This window comes from Candidatus Accumulibacter meliphilus (assembly GCF_036625345.1).
Classification (GTDB): domain Bacteria; phylum Pseudomonadota; class Gammaproteobacteria; order Burkholderiales; family Rhodocyclaceae; genus Accumulibacter; species Accumulibacter meliphilus.
This window is the reverse complement of record NZ_JAZKTZ010000002.1, coordinates 115,985-132,500: the sequence shown is the minus strand read 5'-3', so window position 1 is coordinate 132,500 and position 16,516 is coordinate 115,985. Positions and strand designations below refer to the sequence as shown.

Annotated in this window: 13 protein-coding genes, 2 rRNA genes and 1 pseudogene (1 of these 16 only partly in view); 9 read left to right on the top strand and 7 right to left on the bottom strand. The window is 62.8% G+C overall.

What is annotated here, in order from left to right; genetic code table 11:
* Both V5B40_RS04095 and rrf read left to right on the top strand, forming a co-directional pair.
* Nucleotides 1-1,984, top strand: a 23S ribosomal RNA gene (locus tag V5B40_RS04095); it begins 903 nt to the left of the window's first position.
* Nucleotides 1,985-2,090: 106 nt separating this feature from the next.
* Nucleotides 2,091-2,204 (top strand): 5S ribosomal RNA (rrf, locus tag V5B40_RS04090).
* A gap of 185 nt (nucleotides 2,205-2,389) precedes the next feature.
* On the opposite strand, the gene V5B40_RS04085 is transcribed toward rrf, so the two are convergent.
* From V5B40_RS04085 to V5B40_RS04055, 7 genes are read right to left on the bottom strand one after another with little or no spacing between them, the layout of a single operon-like run.
* Nucleotides 2,390-3,313: a 4-deoxy-4-formamido-L-arabinose-phosphoundecaprenol deformylase gene (locus V5B40_RS04085; RefSeq protein WP_332353349.1), complete on the bottom strand. Its 924-nt coding sequence runs from the start codon at nucleotides 3,311-3,313 to the stop codon at nucleotides 2,390-2,392.
* Nucleotides 3,314-3,334: 21 nt separating this feature from the next.
* A complete protein-coding gene (locus V5B40_RS04080) occupies nucleotides 3,335-4,378 on the bottom strand; it encodes a bifunctional UDP-4-keto-pentose/UDP-xylose synthase (protein WP_332353348.1) in 1,044 nt (347 codons plus the stop codon).
* Entirely contained in the window at nucleotides 4,375-5,352 is a 978-nt protein-coding gene (locus V5B40_RS04075) for a formyltransferase (protein ID WP_332353347.1), read from the bottom strand. The genes V5B40_RS04080 and V5B40_RS04075 overlap by 4 nt, the downstream gene beginning before the upstream one ends.
* The gene (locus tag V5B40_RS04070; RefSeq protein ID WP_332353346.1) at nucleotides 5,349-6,287 is read right to left on the bottom strand and encodes a glycosyltransferase; all 939 of its coding nucleotides are present in this window, start codon (nucleotides 6,285-6,287) and stop codon (nucleotides 5,349-5,351) included. Before V5B40_RS04070 ends, V5B40_RS04075 begins: the two co-directional genes overlap by 4 nt.
* Nucleotides 6,288-6,302: 15 nt before the next feature.
* Nucleotides 6,303-7,436 (bottom strand): DegT/DnrJ/EryC1/StrS family aminotransferase, encoded by a 1,134-nt coding sequence (locus V5B40_RS04065; protein WP_332353345.1) that lies wholly within the window; start codon nucleotides 7,434-7,436, stop codon nucleotides 6,303-6,305.
* A gap of 8 nt (nucleotides 7,437-7,444) precedes the next feature.
* A complete protein-coding gene (locus V5B40_RS04060; RefSeq protein WP_332353344.1) occupies nucleotides 7,445-7,816 on the bottom strand; it encodes a 4-amino-4-deoxy-L-arabinose transferase in 372 nt (123 codons plus the stop codon).
* A 1-nt stretch (nucleotide 7,817) separates the two neighbouring features.
* Nucleotides 7,818-9,485 (bottom strand): glycosyltransferase family 39 protein, encoded by a 1,668-nt coding sequence (locus V5B40_RS04055; protein WP_332353343.1) that lies wholly within the window; start codon nucleotides 9,483-9,485, stop codon nucleotides 7,818-7,820.
* Between the two features lie 327 nt (nucleotides 9,486-9,812).
* Between V5B40_RS04055 and V5B40_RS04050 the strand changes: the two genes are divergently transcribed.
* From V5B40_RS04050 to cas4, 7 genes and pseudogenes are all read left to right on the top strand, one after another.
* A complete protein-coding gene (locus V5B40_RS04050) occupies nucleotides 9,813-10,241 on the top strand; it encodes a CRISPR-associated endonuclease Cas3'' (protein ID WP_332353342.1) in 429 nt (142 codons plus the stop codon).
* A gap of 84 nt (nucleotides 10,242-10,325) precedes the next feature.
* Nucleotides 10,326-12,038 carry a CRISPR-associated helicase Cas3' gene (gene cas3, locus V5B40_RS04045; RefSeq protein WP_332353341.1) on the top strand — a complete coding sequence of 571 codons (1,713 nt, stop codon included), beginning with the start codon at nucleotides 10,326-10,328 and terminating at the stop codon, nucleotides 12,036-12,038.
* Nucleotides 12,035-12,780 (top strand): annotated as a pseudogene (gene cas5c, locus V5B40_RS04040) (type I-C CRISPR-associated protein Cas5c). Before cas3 ends, cas5c begins: the two are co-directional and overlap by 4 nt.
* Nucleotides 12,777-14,534 carry a type I-C CRISPR-associated protein Cas8c/Csd1 gene (gene cas8c / locus V5B40_RS04030; RefSeq protein ID WP_332353338.1) on the top strand — a complete coding sequence of 586 codons (1,758 nt, stop codon included), beginning with the start codon at nucleotides 12,777-12,779 and terminating at the stop codon, nucleotides 14,532-14,534. The pseudogene cas5c and the gene cas8c overlap by 4 nt, the downstream one beginning before the upstream one ends.
* 12 nt (nucleotides 14,535-14,546) lie before the next feature.
* Nucleotides 14,547-15,449 (top strand): type I-C CRISPR-associated protein Cas7/Csd2, encoded by a 903-nt coding sequence (gene cas7c / locus V5B40_RS04025; protein ID WP_291996079.1) that lies wholly within the window; start codon nucleotides 14,547-14,549, stop codon nucleotides 15,447-15,449.
* A gap of 82 nt (nucleotides 15,450-15,531) precedes the next feature.
* The gene (locus tag V5B40_RS04020) at nucleotides 15,532-15,786 is read left to right on the top strand and encodes a DUF433 domain-containing protein (protein WP_332353337.1); all 255 of its coding nucleotides are present in this window, start codon (nucleotides 15,532-15,534) and stop codon (nucleotides 15,784-15,786) included.
* Between the two features lie 96 nt (nucleotides 15,787-15,882).
* A complete protein-coding gene (gene cas4, locus V5B40_RS04015; RefSeq protein WP_332353336.1) occupies nucleotides 15,883-16,515 on the top strand; it encodes a CRISPR-associated protein Cas4 in 633 nt (210 codons plus the stop codon).
* Nucleotide 16,516: the final 1 nt, after the last annotated feature.

Here is a 16,516-nt window from a genome sequence, read left to right as displayed (position 1 = left end):
CAAACTCAGAATACCGTTGAGTGCGAGCTTGGGAGACAGACATCGGGTGCTAACGTCCGGTGTCAAGAGGGAAACAACCCAGACCGCCGATTAAGGTCCCCAAGCCATAGTTAAGTGGGAAACGAGGTGGGAAGGCTTAGACAGCCAGGAGGTTGGCTTAGAAGCAGCCATCCTTTAAAGAAAGCGTAATAGCTCACTGGTCGAGTCGTCCTGCGCGGAAGATATAACGGGGCTCAAACTATGCACCGAAATCGCGGATATCCGTAAGGATATGGTAGGAGAGCGTTCTGTAAGCCGTTGAAGGTGTCTTGAGAAGGATGCTGGAGGTATCAGAAGTGCGAATGCTGACATGAGTAGCGATAAAGGGAGTGAAAAGCTCCCTCGCCGAAAGCCCAAGGTTTCCTGCGCAACGTTCATCGGCGCAGGGTGAGTCGGCCCCTAAGGCGAGGCTGAAAAGCGTAGTCGATGGGAAACAGGTTAATATTCCTGTACCTCTTTGTAATGCGATGGGGGGACGGAGAAGGTTAGGTCAGCCGGGTGTTGGACGTCCCGGTTCAAGCGTGTAGGAAGGTCTTTTAGGCAAATCCGGAAGATCAATTCTGAGGCGTGATAACGAGTGGTCTTTGACCGCGAAGTGATTGATACCATGCTTCCAAGAAAAGCCTCTAAGCTTCAGTTACAGAGAGACCGTACCGCAAACCGACACAGGTGGGCAGGATGAGAATTCTAAGGCGCTTGAGAGAACTCAGGAGAAGGAACTCGGCAAATTAGCACCGTAACTTCGGGATAAGGTGCGCCCTGATAAGTTGAAGCCCCTCGCGGGTGTAGGCTGAAAGGGTTGCAGTGAAATGGTGGCTGCGACTGTTTAATAAAAACACAGCACTCTGCAAACACGAAAGTGGACGTATAGGGTGTGACGCCTGCCCGGTGCCGGAAGGTTAAGTGATGGGGTGCAAGCTCTTGATCGAAGCCCCGGTAAACGGCGGCCGTAACTATAACGGTCCTAAGGTAGCGAAATTCCTTGTCGGGTAAGTTCCGACCTGCACGAATGGCGTAACGATGGCCACACTGTCTCCTCCTGAGACTCAGCGAAGTTGAAATGATTGTGAAGATGCAATCTCCCCGCGGTTAGACGGAAAGACCCCATGAACCTTTACTGTAGCTTTGCATTGGACTTTGAACCAATCTGTGTAGGATAGGTGGGAGGCTGTGAAACTGGGACGCTAGTTCTGGTGGAGCCAACCTTGAAATACCACCCTGGTTTGTTTGAGGTTCTAACCATGGCCCGTGAATCCGGGTCTGGGACCGTGCATGGTAGGCAGTTTGACTGGGGCGGTCTCCTCCTAAAGTGTAACGGAGGAGTACGAAGGTACGCTAGGTACGGTCGGACATCGTGCTGATAGTGCAATGGCATAAGCGTGCTTGACTGCGAGACACACACGTCGAGCAGGTACGAAAGTAGGTCATAGTGATCCGGTGGTTCTGTATGGAAGGGCCATCGCTCAACGGATAAAAGGTACTCTGGGGATAACAGGCTAATACCGCCCAAGAGTTCATATCGACGGCGGTGTTTGGCACCTCGATGTCGGCTCATCACATCCTGGGGCTGTAGTCGGTCCCAAGGGTATGGCTGTTCGCCATTTAAAGTGGTACGTGAGCTGGGTTTAAAACGTCGTGAGACAGTTTGGTCCCTATCTGCCGTGGGCGCTGGAAATTTGAAGGGGGCTGCTCCTAGTACGAGAGGACCGGAGTGGACGAACCTCTGGTGTACCGGTTATGACGCCAGTCGTATTGCCGGGTAGCTAAGTTCGGAAGAGATAAACGCTGAAAGCATCTAAGCGTGAAACTCGCCTTGAGATAAGATTTCCCTGGGGACTTGATCCCCCTGAAGGGTCGTGGTAGACCACCACGTTGATAGGCTGGGTGTGGAAGCGCAGTAATGCGTTAAGCTAACCAGTACTAATTGCCCGTGAGGCTTGATCCTATAACCTTAAGCAGCAACTCAGAAACGAAGCGCAATCACAACGCTGCACAAAAACCTTCTTCCCATTTTGCGTACCCCGCCAACCGCGGTGTGCGAAACAGTTATGCTTGGCGGCAATAGCCCTTTGGACCCACCCCTTCCCATCCCGAACAGGACCGTGAAACGAAGGTACGCCGATGATAGTGCATACTTCATGTGTGAAAGTAGGTCACCGCCAGGCTCCCCATTGACAAAGCCCCCGACAGCCAACCGTCGGGGGCTTTGTGCGTTGACGGCCAGGAACGACAGCCTGGCCCGCCGCCGGAAGCGCTTTCGGCCATGCGGCGGCAAGCGGGCGGTCCTTGGATCATTGACCATGATCCATGATCCATGAATCCTGGATCGGCAGCGATCCGGGCGCTGTCCTCAGGCAGTCATCTCACTCAGGAACTCCGCTCCCTGGACAAGCAGCTCACCGGATCGGCCGGGGACGCCCCCCCAGAGGATTTCGTGGCGCGGCAAGTAGTACGGGTCGAGGCTGGCGGCGAGGTCGCGCAGAGTGGTCAGCTTGTAGCCCTGCGCCTGCCAGCCAAGCAGCAGCTTTTCGAATACCGGCAGCAGTTTCATGCCCTCCAGTTCGGCGTGCAGAGTGAACACGTGGCCGTTGGTCGGGGCTTCGCGGGTTAGCGCGAGGAGTTGTTCATGGACGTTCTGTTCGTCGATTCCGTCGACGCCGATCAGTTCGTCGAGCGTCGGTAGGGTGGTTGGTAGTTGCGGGCAATTGACGATTTCCGCGTTCCACACCGGTAAGAAGGGGTGCCTGCCCCGGCAGTCAGAGCTGTAGCTGAAGCCCAAACGCTGCATGAGGCGCAAGGCATGCGGATTCATCTGCCAGCCGGCGGCACCGTGTACGGATGCCGCTTCGCCGAAGATTTCCTTGTAGCGCTCGACGGCGAGTTGCAGCTCGCGCTCGGTCCAGCGTGCGTCGGCATGGCGGACGCCATCCTGCCAGCGGATGTGGTCCCAGCAGTGAATGCCAGTCTCGAAGCCAGCATCGCCGACGCTGCGCAGGATGCCGGAGCAGCAGCGACCGATGTCCGGACCTGGCAGCAGCGTACCGTACATCAGCGTCTTGACGCCGTAATGCGAGAGTACCGAGGTTCGCGATACCTTCTTCATGAAGCCGCGACGGAAGACGCGCTTGATCGCACGGCCGGTGTGGTCGGGACCGAGCGAAAACAGGAAGCTGGCGTCGGCGTGGTGGCGGAGCAGTAGTTCGACCAGGCGCGGCACGCCGATCAGTGTGCCGCGGTAGGTGTCGACGTCGATCTTGAGGACGAGTGAGCGCATGGATCGGCCTTGGGTGTTTTTTCAGTCCATCAGACGGCGCGCGGCGCCGACGTCGTTACGGTAGGCCTCGAAAATCCCACGCAGGGCGTCCTCGAAACTCACTTGCGGCGCCCAATCCAGGTCGGCCATGGTGTTGGTGATCTTCGGCACGCGGTGCTGGGTGTCCTGGTAGCCCTTGCCGTAGTACTCGGCCGATGTCGTTTCGAGGACCTTCACCTTGGCCGCCGAGTCGGCGTACTCAGGGTAGTGCTTCGCCAGGTCGAGCATCAGGCTCGCAAGCTCGCGAATCGAGTAGTTGTTCTTCGGATTGCCGATGTTGTAGATCTTGCTGTCGGCAATCCCCTCCTTGTTGTCGATGATCTTCATCAGCGCGTCGATGCCGTCGCTGACGTAGGTGAAGGAACGCTTCTGCGCGCCGCCGTCGACCAGCTTGATCGCTTCGCCACGGACGATGTGGCCGAGGAACTGGGTGATGACCCGCGACGAGCCTTCCTTGGGGGTGTGAATCGAGTCGAGGCCGGGACCGATCCAGTTGAACGGCCGGAAGAGCGTGTACTGCAGGCCTTCCTGTTGACCGTAGGCGTGGATCACGCGGTCCATCATCTGCTTGGCGCAAGCGTAGATCCAGCGCGGCTTGTTGATCGGGCCGTAGATCAGGGGCGAGCTCTCGGGATCGAATTCCGGATCCTGGCTCATCCCATAGACCTCTGAAGTTGATGGGAAGACCACCCGCTTCTTGTACTTGACCGCGTGCCGGATGATCGGCAGGTTGGCCTCGAAGTCGAGCTCGAAGACGCGCAGCGGCTCGGTGACGTAGGTCGCCGGGGTGGCGATGGCAACCAGCGGCAGGACGACATCACACTTGCGGACGTGATACTCGATCCACTCCTTGCTGATCAGGATGTCGCCTTCGAAGAAATGAAAGCGCGGGTCGTCGAGCAGCTCGCTGACTCGCTCGCGGTTGATGTCCATCCCGTAGACTTCCCAGTCGGTCGTGGCCAGGATGCGTTGCGAGAGGTGATGGCCGATGAAGCCGTTGACGCCGAGGATGAGGACTTTTTTCATGAGGGTCTGACCAGTGGGATAGGGTTTTCGCCCAGGCGGGCAGGGAGGGTGGCGGGCACGATGGCCTCGCCGTCCACTTCGAGTGACAGGATTTTGAGCACGCCGCCGTCAGCGCAGCGGGCGAACAGGTGCGCGCCGTCGGAATACAGTTCGGACCGTCCGCCCGGACCGCTGGCCGCGGGGCACGCCATACTGCGGGTGATGACGACGCGCTGCACGCCGAAGTCGAAGAAGGCGCCGGGGTAGGGCGGGGCGACGGCGCGGATCAGGTTGTGTACGACTGCCGCCGGCTGTTGCCAGTCGATGCGCCCGTCCTCGGCTTTGCGAGCGCCAAAATAGCTGCCGACGCGCAGGTCTGGCTGAACGTGCTCGGCAGTGCCGGCGAGCAGCGCCGGCAAGACCCGGTGCAGCGCCAGCTCGGCGGCCAGGGTCACTTTGCCGAAGACATCGCCGGCGGTGTCGTCGGGCAGGATCGGCACTGCCTGTTGCGCGACGATCTCGCCGGCGTCGGGTTTCTCGACCATGCGATGCAGCGTGGCGCCGGTTTCGCGTTCGCCATGGATCAGCGCCCAGTTCACCGGCACGCGGCCGCGGTAGCTGGGGAGCAGCGAGCCGTGCATGTTGTAGCCGCCGCGCGTCGGGATGGCCAGCAGCGCCGGCTTGAGCAGCAGCCGATAGTAGAAGGAGAAGAAGAAATCCGGCCGCAGCGCACCCAGGCGGGCGGCGAATTCAGGGGTGTTGGGATCATCCGGGGTGGCCACCGCAAGGTCGTAGTCGCGGGCCAGGTCGGCCACCCGCTCGAACCAGATATTCTCGGTCGGGTTGTCGGCGTGCGTCACCACCAGCGCGACGTCTACACCGTGCGCGAGCAACACGCGCAGGCAGCGGGCACCGACATTGTGGTAGGCGAAGACTACCGCTCGTACCGCTCGTACCGCCCGCACGGTCGGCCGCGCGCGTGGAGTACCGCTCATTGCTTTCCTTCGAGGATGGCTTCGATCAGGTAGCGTGGGCGGTGGCGGACCTGCTGGTAAACGCGGCCGACGTATTCGCCGAGCAGGCCGATGCCGAACAGCGCCAGCCCGATCAGGAAGAACATCAGCGCGAAAAGGGTGAACAGGCCTTCGGCCTCTGGGCCAACGATCAGCCGGCGAACGATGAGCAGGACAAACAGCGCCGCCGAGCCAAGGGAGACGACGATGCCGAGCATCGAGAACCATTGCAGCGGCACCAGCGAGAAGCCGGTCATCAGGTCGAAGTTGAGGCGGATCAGGCTGTAGATCGAATACTTGGATTCACCCGCCGCACGCTCCTCGTGTTCGACGACCACTTCGGCCGGGTGGCGGGAGAAGGTGTAGGCCAGCGCCGGGATGAAAGTGCTCACTTCCTTGCACGAGTTGATGGCGTTCACGACGCTGCGTGAATAGGCGCGCAGCATGTTGCCCTGGTCGGTGATGCGGATGCGGGTGATTTTCTCGCGCAGGTAATTCATCGCCTTCGAGGCGCTGCTGCGGAAGAAGCTGTCCTGGCGCCGGCGGCGAATGCTGCCGACGTAGTCGTGGCCTTCGCGCATTTTGTCGATGACCTTGGCGATCTCCTCGGGGGGGTTTTGCAGGTCGGCGTCGAGAGTGACGATGATCTGCCCGCGCGCGTGTTCGAAGCCGGCCATGATCGCCATGTGCTGGCCGGCATTGGCGGCGAGCAGAATGGCGCGGGTGACGTCCGGGCGCCGCTCGTACTGTTCGCGGAGCAGCGCCGCCGAGCGATCACGGCTGCCGTCGTTGATGAACAACACCTCGTACGGCGTGTCGAGCTGGTCGAGCGCCGGGTAGAGGCGGGCGAACAGGGGCGGCAGTCCGTCCTCTTCGTTATAGACGGGAATGATGACGGAGATCTCAGGGGGGATCATGGCGGACTCTGGATTCTAAATCTTCAATGTGCGGCTGAGCGCGGTGCAGACACGCTCCACATCGCCATCGCTCATCGCCGGAAAAAGCGGCAGTGTAACCGTTCTGGCGCCGACATCTTCGGCCTGCGGGAACTGTCCGGCTTGAAAGCCGAGTTCACGGTAGAGGCTGAAGAGGTGCAGCGGCGGGTAATGCACGCCGATGCCGATGCCTTCTTCCTTCATCGCCGCGATGAACGCACCGCGGTCGCTTCCAAGTGGCAGCAGCGGCTGAAACATGTGCCAGTTGCAGTCGCTGAAGTCCGCTACCGGCAAGGTCAGGCCGAGCGCTGGCTCGATCGCCGCAAAGTAGCGCCGCGCCAGCGCGCGACGTCGCTCGGTGAATTCCTGCAGGTGGCGGAGCTGGCCAAGGCCGACCGCGGCGGCAAGGTCGGTGAGGTTGAACTTGCCGCCGAGGACGTCCACGTCCATCGTCCCGTCGGCCGCGCGCTTGACCCCTTGCAGCCGGCGCCGCTCGCAGAGTCCGAGGTCGATGTCGGCCGGCAGCACCAGCGCGCCGCCCTCGCCGGTGGTCAGGTTCTTGTTGGCATGAAAGCTGAAGGAGACGAAGTCGCCGATGCTGCCGATGGCCTGCCCCTTCCATGAAGCGCCGAATGATTGCGCGGCATCCTCGACGACGCGCAGGCGATGTCGCTTGGCAATCGCGTACAGCCGGTCGCGGTCCACCGGCAGGCCGGCCAGGTCCACCGGAAGCAGCGCCCTGGTACGCGGCGTGATCGCCGCTTCGAGCTGTTCGAGGTCGATGTTGCGCGTCAGCGGGTCGATGTCCACCAGTATCGGCGTGGCGCCGACTTCGAGGATCACATTGGCGGTCGCCACCCAGGTCAGCGGCGTGCTGATCACCTCGTCGCCCGGGCCGACGCCGGCCAGGCGCAGCGCCACCTCCAGCGTCGCGGTACCGGAATTGAAGGCGCGCACCGGACGGCCGCCGCAGATTTCCGAGAGCGCCGCTTCGAAAGCCTGCACTTTCGGGCCGCTGGTGATCCAGCCCGAGCGCAGCACTTCGCCGACCGCGGCGATGGTCTCCTCGTCGATCGACGGGCGGGTGATTGGCAGCATTGGCAGTGGCAGGCTTGACGGATTCTTTGACATCGCGGTACTCATGAGTTGGCCACCAGGATCACCCCGATGATGATGAAACCGATGCCCAGCGCTTTTTGCATCACCAGCAGCTCGCCGAACCAGTAATGGGCGATCAGCGCGTTGATCACGTAGCCGATCGACAGCATCGGATAGGCGATGCTCACCGGCACTCGCGACAGGGCCATGATCCACACCACGACGCTGACCGCGTAGCAGGCCAGGCCGGCGATGATCGTCGGTTGGCCGGCGACCTTGAGGCCGATCGGGATGATGTTGGCGAGCGCAAAATCGAAATGCCCGATGGCATTGGTGCCGGCCTTGAGAAACAGTTGCGCGGCGGCGTTGAGCAGCACGCCGGTGAGCACCAGGGCAAAAGCGACCATGCTCATCTCAGTGCAGCGCTCCGTCCTTGCCAGGCGCGCTGAGCGGCGCGGCCGGTTTCTCGACGATCACGTAGCGCCGGTTGCGGGCGATCTCGGTCATCGGCAGACCGGCGGCAGCCAAACGCTCGAAAATGTCGTGCGTCATGACTGCGAAGGCCTCGCGATCATGCTCCCAGCGCAGCGCGAAGGCGTCGATCGTCGGAATCCACTTGTGCGGCTCCTGCTCGATGCCGAAGGACAGCTCGTTCTGAGTGGTGACCATGGTCAGCGTACGCTTGATGTAGAAGGGCAGCGTCTGCTCGTAATCGCTCACGCTGTAGAAGGGAACGCCCGGCTTGAGCCGAGGCTGCGCTTGCGCCGCCAGGCCTCGCGTGGAATTGTAGGGTGCCAGGTGGTCGTGGCCGAGCAAGCCGGCGCTGGTGCTCAGCAGGCCGCCGATGGCCAGCATCGCCACCGCGGCGCCGTTGCGCTGCCGCCATACCAGAAACAGCGCCGCCAGGATGCTGGCCAGCGATACCGCCGCCGCGCCGGTCAGCCAGTCGAGGACGCCTTGCAGCATTTCCGGCGAGAACGATTCTCCGGCCAGGCGCAGCACCCGTGGCGCCACCGCCAGTGCCGCCACCGCCAGTAACGCGAGCAGCGCCAGATGGATCAGCCAGGCACGCCGCGACAGGCTGGCGATATGGCGGCCACCGAGCAGCGCCAGGGCCGGGAAGACCGGCAGGATGTAGGGCGCCATTTTCGAGCCGGAGACGCTGAAGAAGGCGAAGCTGCTGAGGATCCACACCAGCAGGAAGCGATCGGCGCTGAAGCGCCCCGCCGTTCCCTGGCTCCACGACTTGAGCAGCGTATGCACCAGCAACAGCGACCACGGCAGCGCCCCCAGCGCATACACGGCAAAGAAATACCAGCCCGGCTCGTCGCGGCGGTGCACCGTCGATAGAAAGCGCTCGAAGTGCTCGTGGATGAAGAAGAACTGCGGAAATTCAGGATTGGCCAGCGACACCGCGACGAACCACGGCGCGGCAATGAGCAGGAACAGCAGCAGCCCGCGCAGCGGCACCAGTCGTTTCCATGGCGAGAGGTCGCGGTTGAGCAGCGTGTAGCCGACCAGCGCGGCGCCGACCAGCACCAGCGCCACCAGGCCCTTGGAAAGCACCGCCAGGGCCAGGGCGCCCCAGGCGAGCAGCATCCAGCGCCGGCTGACGCTGCGCTCATCGTTCTGCGCGAAGAGGAAGGCGGTCCACGCCACCTGTAGAAAGAACGACAGGCCCATGTCCAGGGTAATCAGGTGGCCGAGAACCACGAACAGCAGCGAGCTGGCGAGGATCGCCGCCGCCAGGTGGCCGGCCAGCGGCCCCCACAAGCGCCGTCCCGTCCACCAGGCCAGCAGGATGCTCAGGAAGCCGGTCAGCGCCGGCCACAAGCGCGCTGTCCATTCACTTTCGCCGAAAAGCTTGTAGCCGGCAGCGGTCGCCCAATACTGCAGCGCCGGTTTCTCGAAGTACTTGAATTCGTTCAGGCGCGGCGTCAGCCAATCTCCGCTGGCCACCATTTCGCGCGGAATTTCCGCATAGCGGCCCTCGTCCGGGCGGACCAGCGCGCGCTGCTCGAGCGTGCCGAACCAGACCGCTGCCAGGGTCATCCAGAGAATCCAGATCAGACGCCTGCTCATGCGTCTTTCAGCGCCCGCGCCGCGCCTGGCCGGCGCCGCAAGCGGCCGGCAGGTAGCGACCGCAGTCGTTGGCGGAGCGAGGTTTCATGGGGGTGGGCCTGTGTTCTGCGAGCGGGGCAGGGGACCAGCGCAACGTGCGCTGCCATCGGGCGGGATTATACACGCTCGGCCTTGGCAGCTTGGCAGCGCGCGGGCGGCGTGGGGTGCTACCATGCCTGGCTTGTGGAAATAGAGGTGCATGCTTTCCGGGGAGGAAACGAGAAAGCACGCGTAGGGGCCAATGCCGCTCCACCATGATGGCCATCGCCGACCGAGGGGGGCTTTTCGATGACTGCTGCCGCGCACGTTCGCCAGCTTGCCAGCGGCGACTTCGTCCTCCATGCGCTCGACGATCATTTGCTCTCGGTCGCGCGGCTGGCCGGCGAGTTTGCTGGAATTTTCGATGCCGGGTCGTGGGCTGAACTGGCCGGTATCTGGCACGACCTTGGCAAGTATCAGGCCACGTTCCAGAAGTACATCGCCTCCGCCAGTGGTCTTGACCGGCACATCGAAGCGCCGGGGCAGGGTGAAGCACGCCATTGCCGGGGCGATTCATGCGGCCGCAGCGCGGGGATCCCGTGGTCAGTTGCTCGCTTATCTGATTGCCGGTCACCATGCCGGTTTGCCCGACTGGCACCCCGGGGAAGCGGGCGGGGCGGCGCTTTCCCAGGAGCTGCGCGACGAACGCTCGACGCTTGCACAAGCGATCGCCGGTAGCCCGCCACCGGGAATTCTCGCGCCGGCCATCACCCTCACCCGGCCGGGCATTCACCGCGCCGAGGATCTGCATTCTGGCTGCGGATGCTCTTTTCCTGCCTGGTCGACGCCGACTTCCTCGACACCGAGGAATTCATGGCCGACGGGCGTGCGGAACTGCGGGGTGCTTATCCGGAAGTCCCGGCGCTCGGCGCGGCATTCTCACGGCACATGGCGAGTCAGTTCGCGCTTGCCGATACGCCCGTCAAGCGCTTGCGCGGCGAGATCCTCGCCAGCTGTCTCGAAGGCGCCGCGCTGCCGCCCGGACTTTTCAGCCTGACGGTTCCGACCGGTGGTGGCAAGACGCTGGCGTCGCTCGGCTTCGCCCTGCAGCATGCGCAACGGCATGGCTTGCGACGCATCATCTACGTCAATTCCTACACCAGCATCATCGAGCAGACGGCGGATGTCTTCCGCGGCGTTTTCGCTGATCTCCAGCCGATGCCGGTGATAGAACACCACAGCAATCTCGAAGCGGCCAAGGAAACTGCCAGGAGCCGCACGGCCTGCGAGAACTGGGACGCGCCGATCGTCGTGACCACCAACGTCCAGTTTTTCGAATCGCTTTATGCCGCCCGGCCGTCACGCTGCCGCAAGTTGCACAACATCGCCAACAGCGTTGTCATTCTCGATGAAGCGCAGCTGCTGCCGCCCGAGCATCTGGCGCCGATTCTCGATGCTCTGCGTCAGCTGACCGAGCACTATCGGGTTTCGGTCGTGCTGTCCACCGCCACCCAGCCCGAGCTGCACAAGACGCGGCGCGATGCTTTCGGTCGCGTGCAACTGCAGGGACTGGGTGCAGCGCGCGAACTTGCGCCCGATCCGGCACGGCTTTACCAGCAGCTGCAGCGCGTCAGGCTGATGCTTCCCGAGTCACCGCAGCAGCATTACAGTTGGCAGGATATCGCCGCCGAGCTGGCTGAGCAGGAACGCGTCTTGTGCATCGTCAATCGCCGCGACGACGCAGCGCTGCTCTGGAGCCTACTGCCGCAGCGTGAGGGCGGCCTGCACCTCTCGGCGCGCATGTGCGGCGCCCATCGCGCCGAGGTGATCGCCAGCATCCGCCGTCGCCTGGCGGCCAAGGAGCCGCTACGGGTGGTGAGTACGCAATTGGTCGAAGCGGGCGTCGATCTCGATTTCCCGGTGGTCTATCGGGCGATGGCCGGGCTGGACTCGATCGCCCAGGCCGCCGGCCGCTGCAACCGTGAAGGCCGCCTGCCGCAGCAGGGGCGGGTGGTCGTCTTCAATCCGCCGAAACCTTCGCCAAGCGGCTTGTTGCTGAAAGCGGAGCAGGCCGCGGAAGTCGTCCTGGCGACTTCGTCCTGCGAGTCGCTTGCCCCTCAGCACTTCGCCGCTTACTTCGATCATTTCTACAGCGGCGTTAACAGCTACGACAAGGAGCGTGTTCTGGATCTCTTGCAGAAAGACGCCGCTCGTGGGCAGATCCAGTTTCGCTCGGCGGCACAAAGCTTCCGCTTGATTGCCGACGAGGGTCAATGCCAAGTGCTGGTGAGCTGGGGTGAGGGACGCGAGCTGATCGAACTGCTCAAGCAGATCGGCCCCAAGCGCGAGCTGATGCGCAAGCTGCAACGGCATACGGTTTCTCTCTACGAATATCAGTGGAAACGCCTGCTCGCGAGCGGCGACCTTGCCTGGCACCAGGACTTTCTGATTCAGACCAGCGACACGCTCTACGATCCGGCGCTTGGACTACTGCCCGAGATTCCGGACTACGCGCCAGCGAGCCTGGTGTTATGAAAGGAGTTCGATTGAAAAGCTATTGTCTTGAGATCAGGGGCGACTTTGCCTGTTTTACGCGCCCGGAAATGAAAGTCGAGCGGGTGAGCTACGATGTCATTACGCCGTCGGCAGCGCGTGCGGTTTTCGAATCAATTCTCTGGAAGCCGGCCATTCGCTGGCAGGTGACACGCATCGAGGTGCTCAAACCGATTCGCTGGATCTCGCTGCGGCGCAACGAGGTGGCCGCCGTGGTCCCGGTGAATAGCGTCAAGAGCGCGATGAACCGGGGCAGCGGCGCGCTCGGCCTGTACGTCGAAGAGCAGCGCCAGCAGCGCGCGGGTCTGTTTCTGCGCGACGTCGCGTACCGCATTCATGGCGGGTTTGAGCTCTGCGATGCCTCCCGTCACCGGTCCAACTTTCCCCATCTCGTCAGACAGCCGATCAGCGATGCGGACGAACAGCGCTTTGCTGATGAAGCCAACAACCTGCCGAAGTTCATGGCCATGTTCGAGCGGCGTGCGAGGGGCAGTGCGTGAACCAGCCTTATCTGGGTTGCCGTGAGTTCGCCTGCGACTTTCGCCTCGTCGAAGACCTCGGCGCCGCCTCCTCTCCGATCGCTGAAAGTCGCGACCTCGGCTGGATGCTGCACGATCTCGATTTCGATAATCCCGCCGACCCGAAGCCGCGTTTCTTCCGCGCCGAGTTGAAGAATGGCGTGCTCGCGGTTCCCCACGGCACTGACCCGGAGCTGCGCGGATGATTCTCCAGGCACTCAATGACTACTACCTGCGCAAGGCCGCCGATCCGCAAACGAGTCTGGCGCCCGAGGGTTTCGAGGTCAAAGCCATCCCCTTCGTTCTGGTCCTCGATGCGCAAGGGCGTCTGCTGCATCTGGCAGATCGGCGCGAGGGTAGCGGCAAGAAGAAGGAAGCCAGAGGCGAGCTGGTGCCGCAGGGCGTCAAGAAGACGTCTGGAGTCGCGGCTAACCTCTTGTGGGATAGCGCCGAATATGTGCTCGGCGTCGACACTCGCGGCAAGCCCGAGCGGGTCGCCGAGCAGCATGCGGCTTTCGTGCAGCGATTTGCGCAAAGCTTCGGCGTGCAGCCCGAGGACGCTGGCCTGCGTGCCGTCGCAGCTTTTCTGGCCAATGCACTGCCGGCTGCTCGCGAAGCTCTGGCACTGCATCCGGCCTGGCCGGAAATCATGGAAACGAATCCACTGCTGACTTTCCAGCTGGCTAGCGACACGGTGTTGCTTTGCCAGCGGGCAGCGGTGCTGGCTGCACTGCGCGCCATGGACGCAGGGCCGCGGGCGCCGGCGGACGGCATCTGCCTGGTGTCCGGCGAGCCCGATTCCATCGCGCGCCTACATCCGGCGATCAAAGGCGTGTGGGGCGCGCAGACCTCGGGGGCGAACATCGTTTCCTTCAATCTCGATGCCTTCAGTTCCTATGGCAAAGCGCAGAGCTTCAATGCGCCGGTCGGCAGCCGGGCGGCTTTTGCCTATACGACGGCGCTCAATCCTCTGTTGAGCAAAGGCTCGCGGCAACGCCTGCAGGTCGGCGATGCATCCACGGTGTTCTGGGCGGAGCAGGCGAGCGGGGCGCCTTTCGAGAGCGCTTTTCTCGATTTTCTCGATCCACGTCGCGATGATCCCGATCCCGATCGGGGTACGCAGGCCGTGACCAGCCTCTACGCCAGCGTCCGTGACGGCCGGCCCTTCACCAGCGATGACGGGCAGCGCTTCCATGTGCTCGGTCTGGCGCCGAATGCCGCGCGGATTGCCATTCGCTTCTGGCATGTAGCGAGCATCCATGAGCTGGCCGGGGCCTTCCTTCAGCATTTCGAAGAGCTCGATATAGACCGACCCGCCTACGAAACGGCGGCGCCGCTCTCCCTGTTCCGTCTGCTCAGCAGCACCGCCCTGCAGGGCAAGGCCGAGCATATTGCGCCGAACCTCGGTGGCGACGTCATGCGTGCCATCCTGAAAGCCCTTCCGTATCCAGAAACCCTGATGCAGGGTGCCTTGCGGCGCATCCGCGCCGAACGGGAAGTGAGTTTTCCGCGTGCCGCGCTGCTCAAGGCCTACCTCATCCGCAACTGCCAAGACAAGGAGATCCGCGTGTCACTCAACCCCGAAAATGCCGATCCCGGCTACCGCCTCGGCCGCTTGTTCGCCGCTCTTGAGCGGGTCCAGGAACGCGCCCAGGGCAACCTCAATGCCAGTATTCGCGATCGCTACTACGGCGCTTTCTCGACGACCCCGACAACCGTCCTGCCAATGCTGATGCGACTGAAGAACCACCATCTCGCCAAGCTTGCCAATCGCGGCGAAGCCGTCAATCTGGAGAAGTTACTGGCGGCGATCGTCGACGGGCTGGCCGACGTGCCGCCTCGCCTGAGCCTCACCGAACAGGCCCGCTTTGCCGTCGGCTACTACCACCAGCGGCAGTCCTTCTTCAATCGCGGCGACGCTCAGAGCGCCGATCAATCCGCCACCTCTCTTGCCGAATAAGGAACAAAAACCATGAGCCTCAACCACCGCTATGACTTCGTGCTGCTGTTTGATGTCAGGGACGGCAACCCGAACGGCGATCCCGATGCCGGCAACCTGCCCCGGCTCGATGCCGAAACCGGGCATGGACTGGTGACCGATGTGTGCATCAAGCGCAAAGTGCGCAACTACGTCGGTATCGTCCATGGCGAGCAGCCGCCCTACGAGATCTACGTCAAGGAAAAGGCGATTCTCAACCGGCAGCATGAGCGCGCCTACGCAGCCATCGGCAAAAGCGATCTGCTGAAAGGCGACGACAAGAAGCGCAAAGGGGGCGACGCCGTCGACGAAGCCCGCCACTGGATGTGCCGAAACTTCTTCGACGTGCGCACTTTCGGGGCGGTGATGTCGACCGGAGTCAACTGCGGCCAAGTGCGTGGTCCGGTGCAGCTGACTTTTGCACGCTCCGTCTCGCCGATCGTGGCCCTGGAACATTCGATCACGCGCATGGCGGTGGCCACCGAAGCCGAAGCCGAGAAGCAGAGCGGCGACAACCGCACCATGGGTCGGAAGTTTACCGTTCCCTACGGCCTTTATCGCGCGCATGGCTTTATTTCCGCGCATCTCGCGCGGCAAACGGGTTTTGGCGAAACGGATCTGGAACTCTTCTTCAAGTCCCTGGAAAGCATGTTCGAGGAAGATCGCTCGGCAGCGCGCGGCGAAATGGCGACGCGCGGGCTCTACGTCTTCAAGCACGACTCCGAACTGGGCAATGCGCCGGCACATGCCTTGTTCGACCGGCTTACGGTCGAACGGCAGGGCGATGAGGTGGCGCGCAGCTTCGCCGCCTATGCCGTGCGCTTCGATGGCGGCGAGGTCGCCGTCGCGCAGGCGACGACCGTCGCCCCCGGCGTTGGTCTGGTCAGGCGATGCTGACGGCCGCGGGGTGGAAAAATGATCTCTTGTCGGGCGCCCTGGCTTGGCAATCATTCCCGGTTTCTTGACGAGGAGTCGGGCCATGGACTGGCATGAGCGCATTGTTGCTGATCCGGACACCCTGTTCGGCAAAGCGCGCATCAAGGGCACGCGCATCGGGGTCGAACTGATCCTTGAGCTGATGGCGTCAGGCTGGAGCGCGGCGCAAATCCTGGCGAGCTATCCGCAGCTGCAAGCGGCAGATCTCCAGGCGGTGTTCGCCTTTATTCGCGACTGCCTGAAAGACGAGACCTTCATCATGCGCGCCACGATTGGCGCTGCGGGGAGTACGGTATGAGGCGAGGGCTGGCCAATACTTCTGGCCGCGACGAAATTCCCACGCCAGCACTGACCGCGGTGCGCCACAAGGTCCGCGATGCCGGGGATGTCGGTAATGCCTGAACCCGTCGAGCCCATCCCCATTGCGGCCCTGCAGCACTGGTGCTACTGCCCGCGCCAGTGCCTGTTGATCCACGCCGAGCAGGCTTTCGCCGAGAACGTGCACACCCTGCGCGGGCAGGCGGTGCACGAGCGCGTCGATCAGGCCGGAATGGATCTCCGCGCTGGCGTGCGCAGTGCCCGCGCCGTGCCCTTGTGGTGCGACCGGCTGGGTCTGGTCGGCAAGGCCGATGTCGTCGAGTTTTCCGCTGCCGGAACGCCGTATCCGGTCGAGTACAAGCATGGCCGCAAGGGCCGCGCCGCGAAAGGCCTGCATGACCACCTGCAACTTGCCGCGCAAGCGCTGTGCCTCGAAGAGATGACCGGCCAAGCGGTGCCCCTCGGCGCCATCTACCATGCCTCTTCGCATCGTCGCCGCGAGGTCGTCATCAGCGCCGAACTGCGCGTGCTGGTCGAGCACAGCGTGCTGGCCATCCGCGCGGCTCTGGCAGCGGCGATGCTGCCCGAGCCCGCCAATGACTCGCGTTGCCGCGAATGCTCGCTGATCGACCTCTGCCAACCGGCGCCGCTGGCCGCGCGCGAGCGCCAGCGAGCGCTCGCCGCGCAGCTTTTTCTGACGGATGACTGAC

Coding starts and splice junctions, on each gene's coding strand:
- V5B40_RS04085 (WP_332353349.1), bottom strand. CDS start 3,313: ATGCGCTCACTCGTCCTCAAGATCGACGTCGACACCTACCGCGGCACA.
- V5B40_RS04080 (WP_332353348.1), bottom strand. CDS start 4,378: ATGAAAAAAGTCCTCATCCTCGGCGTCAACGGCTTCATCGGCCATCAC.
- V5B40_RS04075 (WP_332353347.1), bottom strand. CDS start 5,352: ATGAGCGGTACTCCACGCGCGCGGCCGACCGTGCGGGCGGTACGAGCG.
- V5B40_RS04070 (WP_332353346.1), bottom strand. CDS start 6,287: ATGATCCCCCCTGAGATCTCCGTCATCATTCCCGTCTATAACGAAGAG.
- V5B40_RS04065 (WP_332353345.1), bottom strand. CDS start 7,436: ATGTCAAAGAATCCGTCAAGCCTGCCACTGCCAATGCTGCCAATCACC.
- V5B40_RS04060 (WP_332353344.1), bottom strand. CDS start 7,816: ATGAGCATGGTCGCTTTTGCCCTGGTGCTCACCGGCGTGCTGCTCAAC.
- V5B40_RS04055 (WP_332353343.1), bottom strand. CDS start 9,485: ATGAGCAGGCGTCTGATCTGGATTCTCTGGATGACCCTGGCAGCGGTC.
- V5B40_RS04050 (WP_332353342.1), top strand. CDS start 9,813: ATGACTGCTGCCGCGCACGTTCGCCAGCTTGCCAGCGGCGACTTCGTC.
- cas3 (WP_332353341.1), top strand. CDS start 10,326: ATGCTCTTTTCCTGCCTGGTCGACGCCGACTTCCTCGACACCGAGGAA.
- cas8c (WP_332353338.1), top strand. CDS start 12,777: ATGATTCTCCAGGCACTCAATGACTACTACCTGCGCAAGGCCGCCGAT.
- cas7c (WP_291996079.1), top strand. CDS start 14,547: ATGAGCCTCAACCACCGCTATGACTTCGTGCTGCTGTTTGATGTCAGG.
- V5B40_RS04020 (WP_332353337.1), top strand. CDS start 15,532: ATGGACTGGCATGAGCGCATTGTTGCTGATCCGGACACCCTGTTCGGC.
- cas4 (WP_332353336.1), top strand. CDS start 15,883: ATGCCTGAACCCGTCGAGCCCATCCCCATTGCGGCCCTGCAGCACTGG.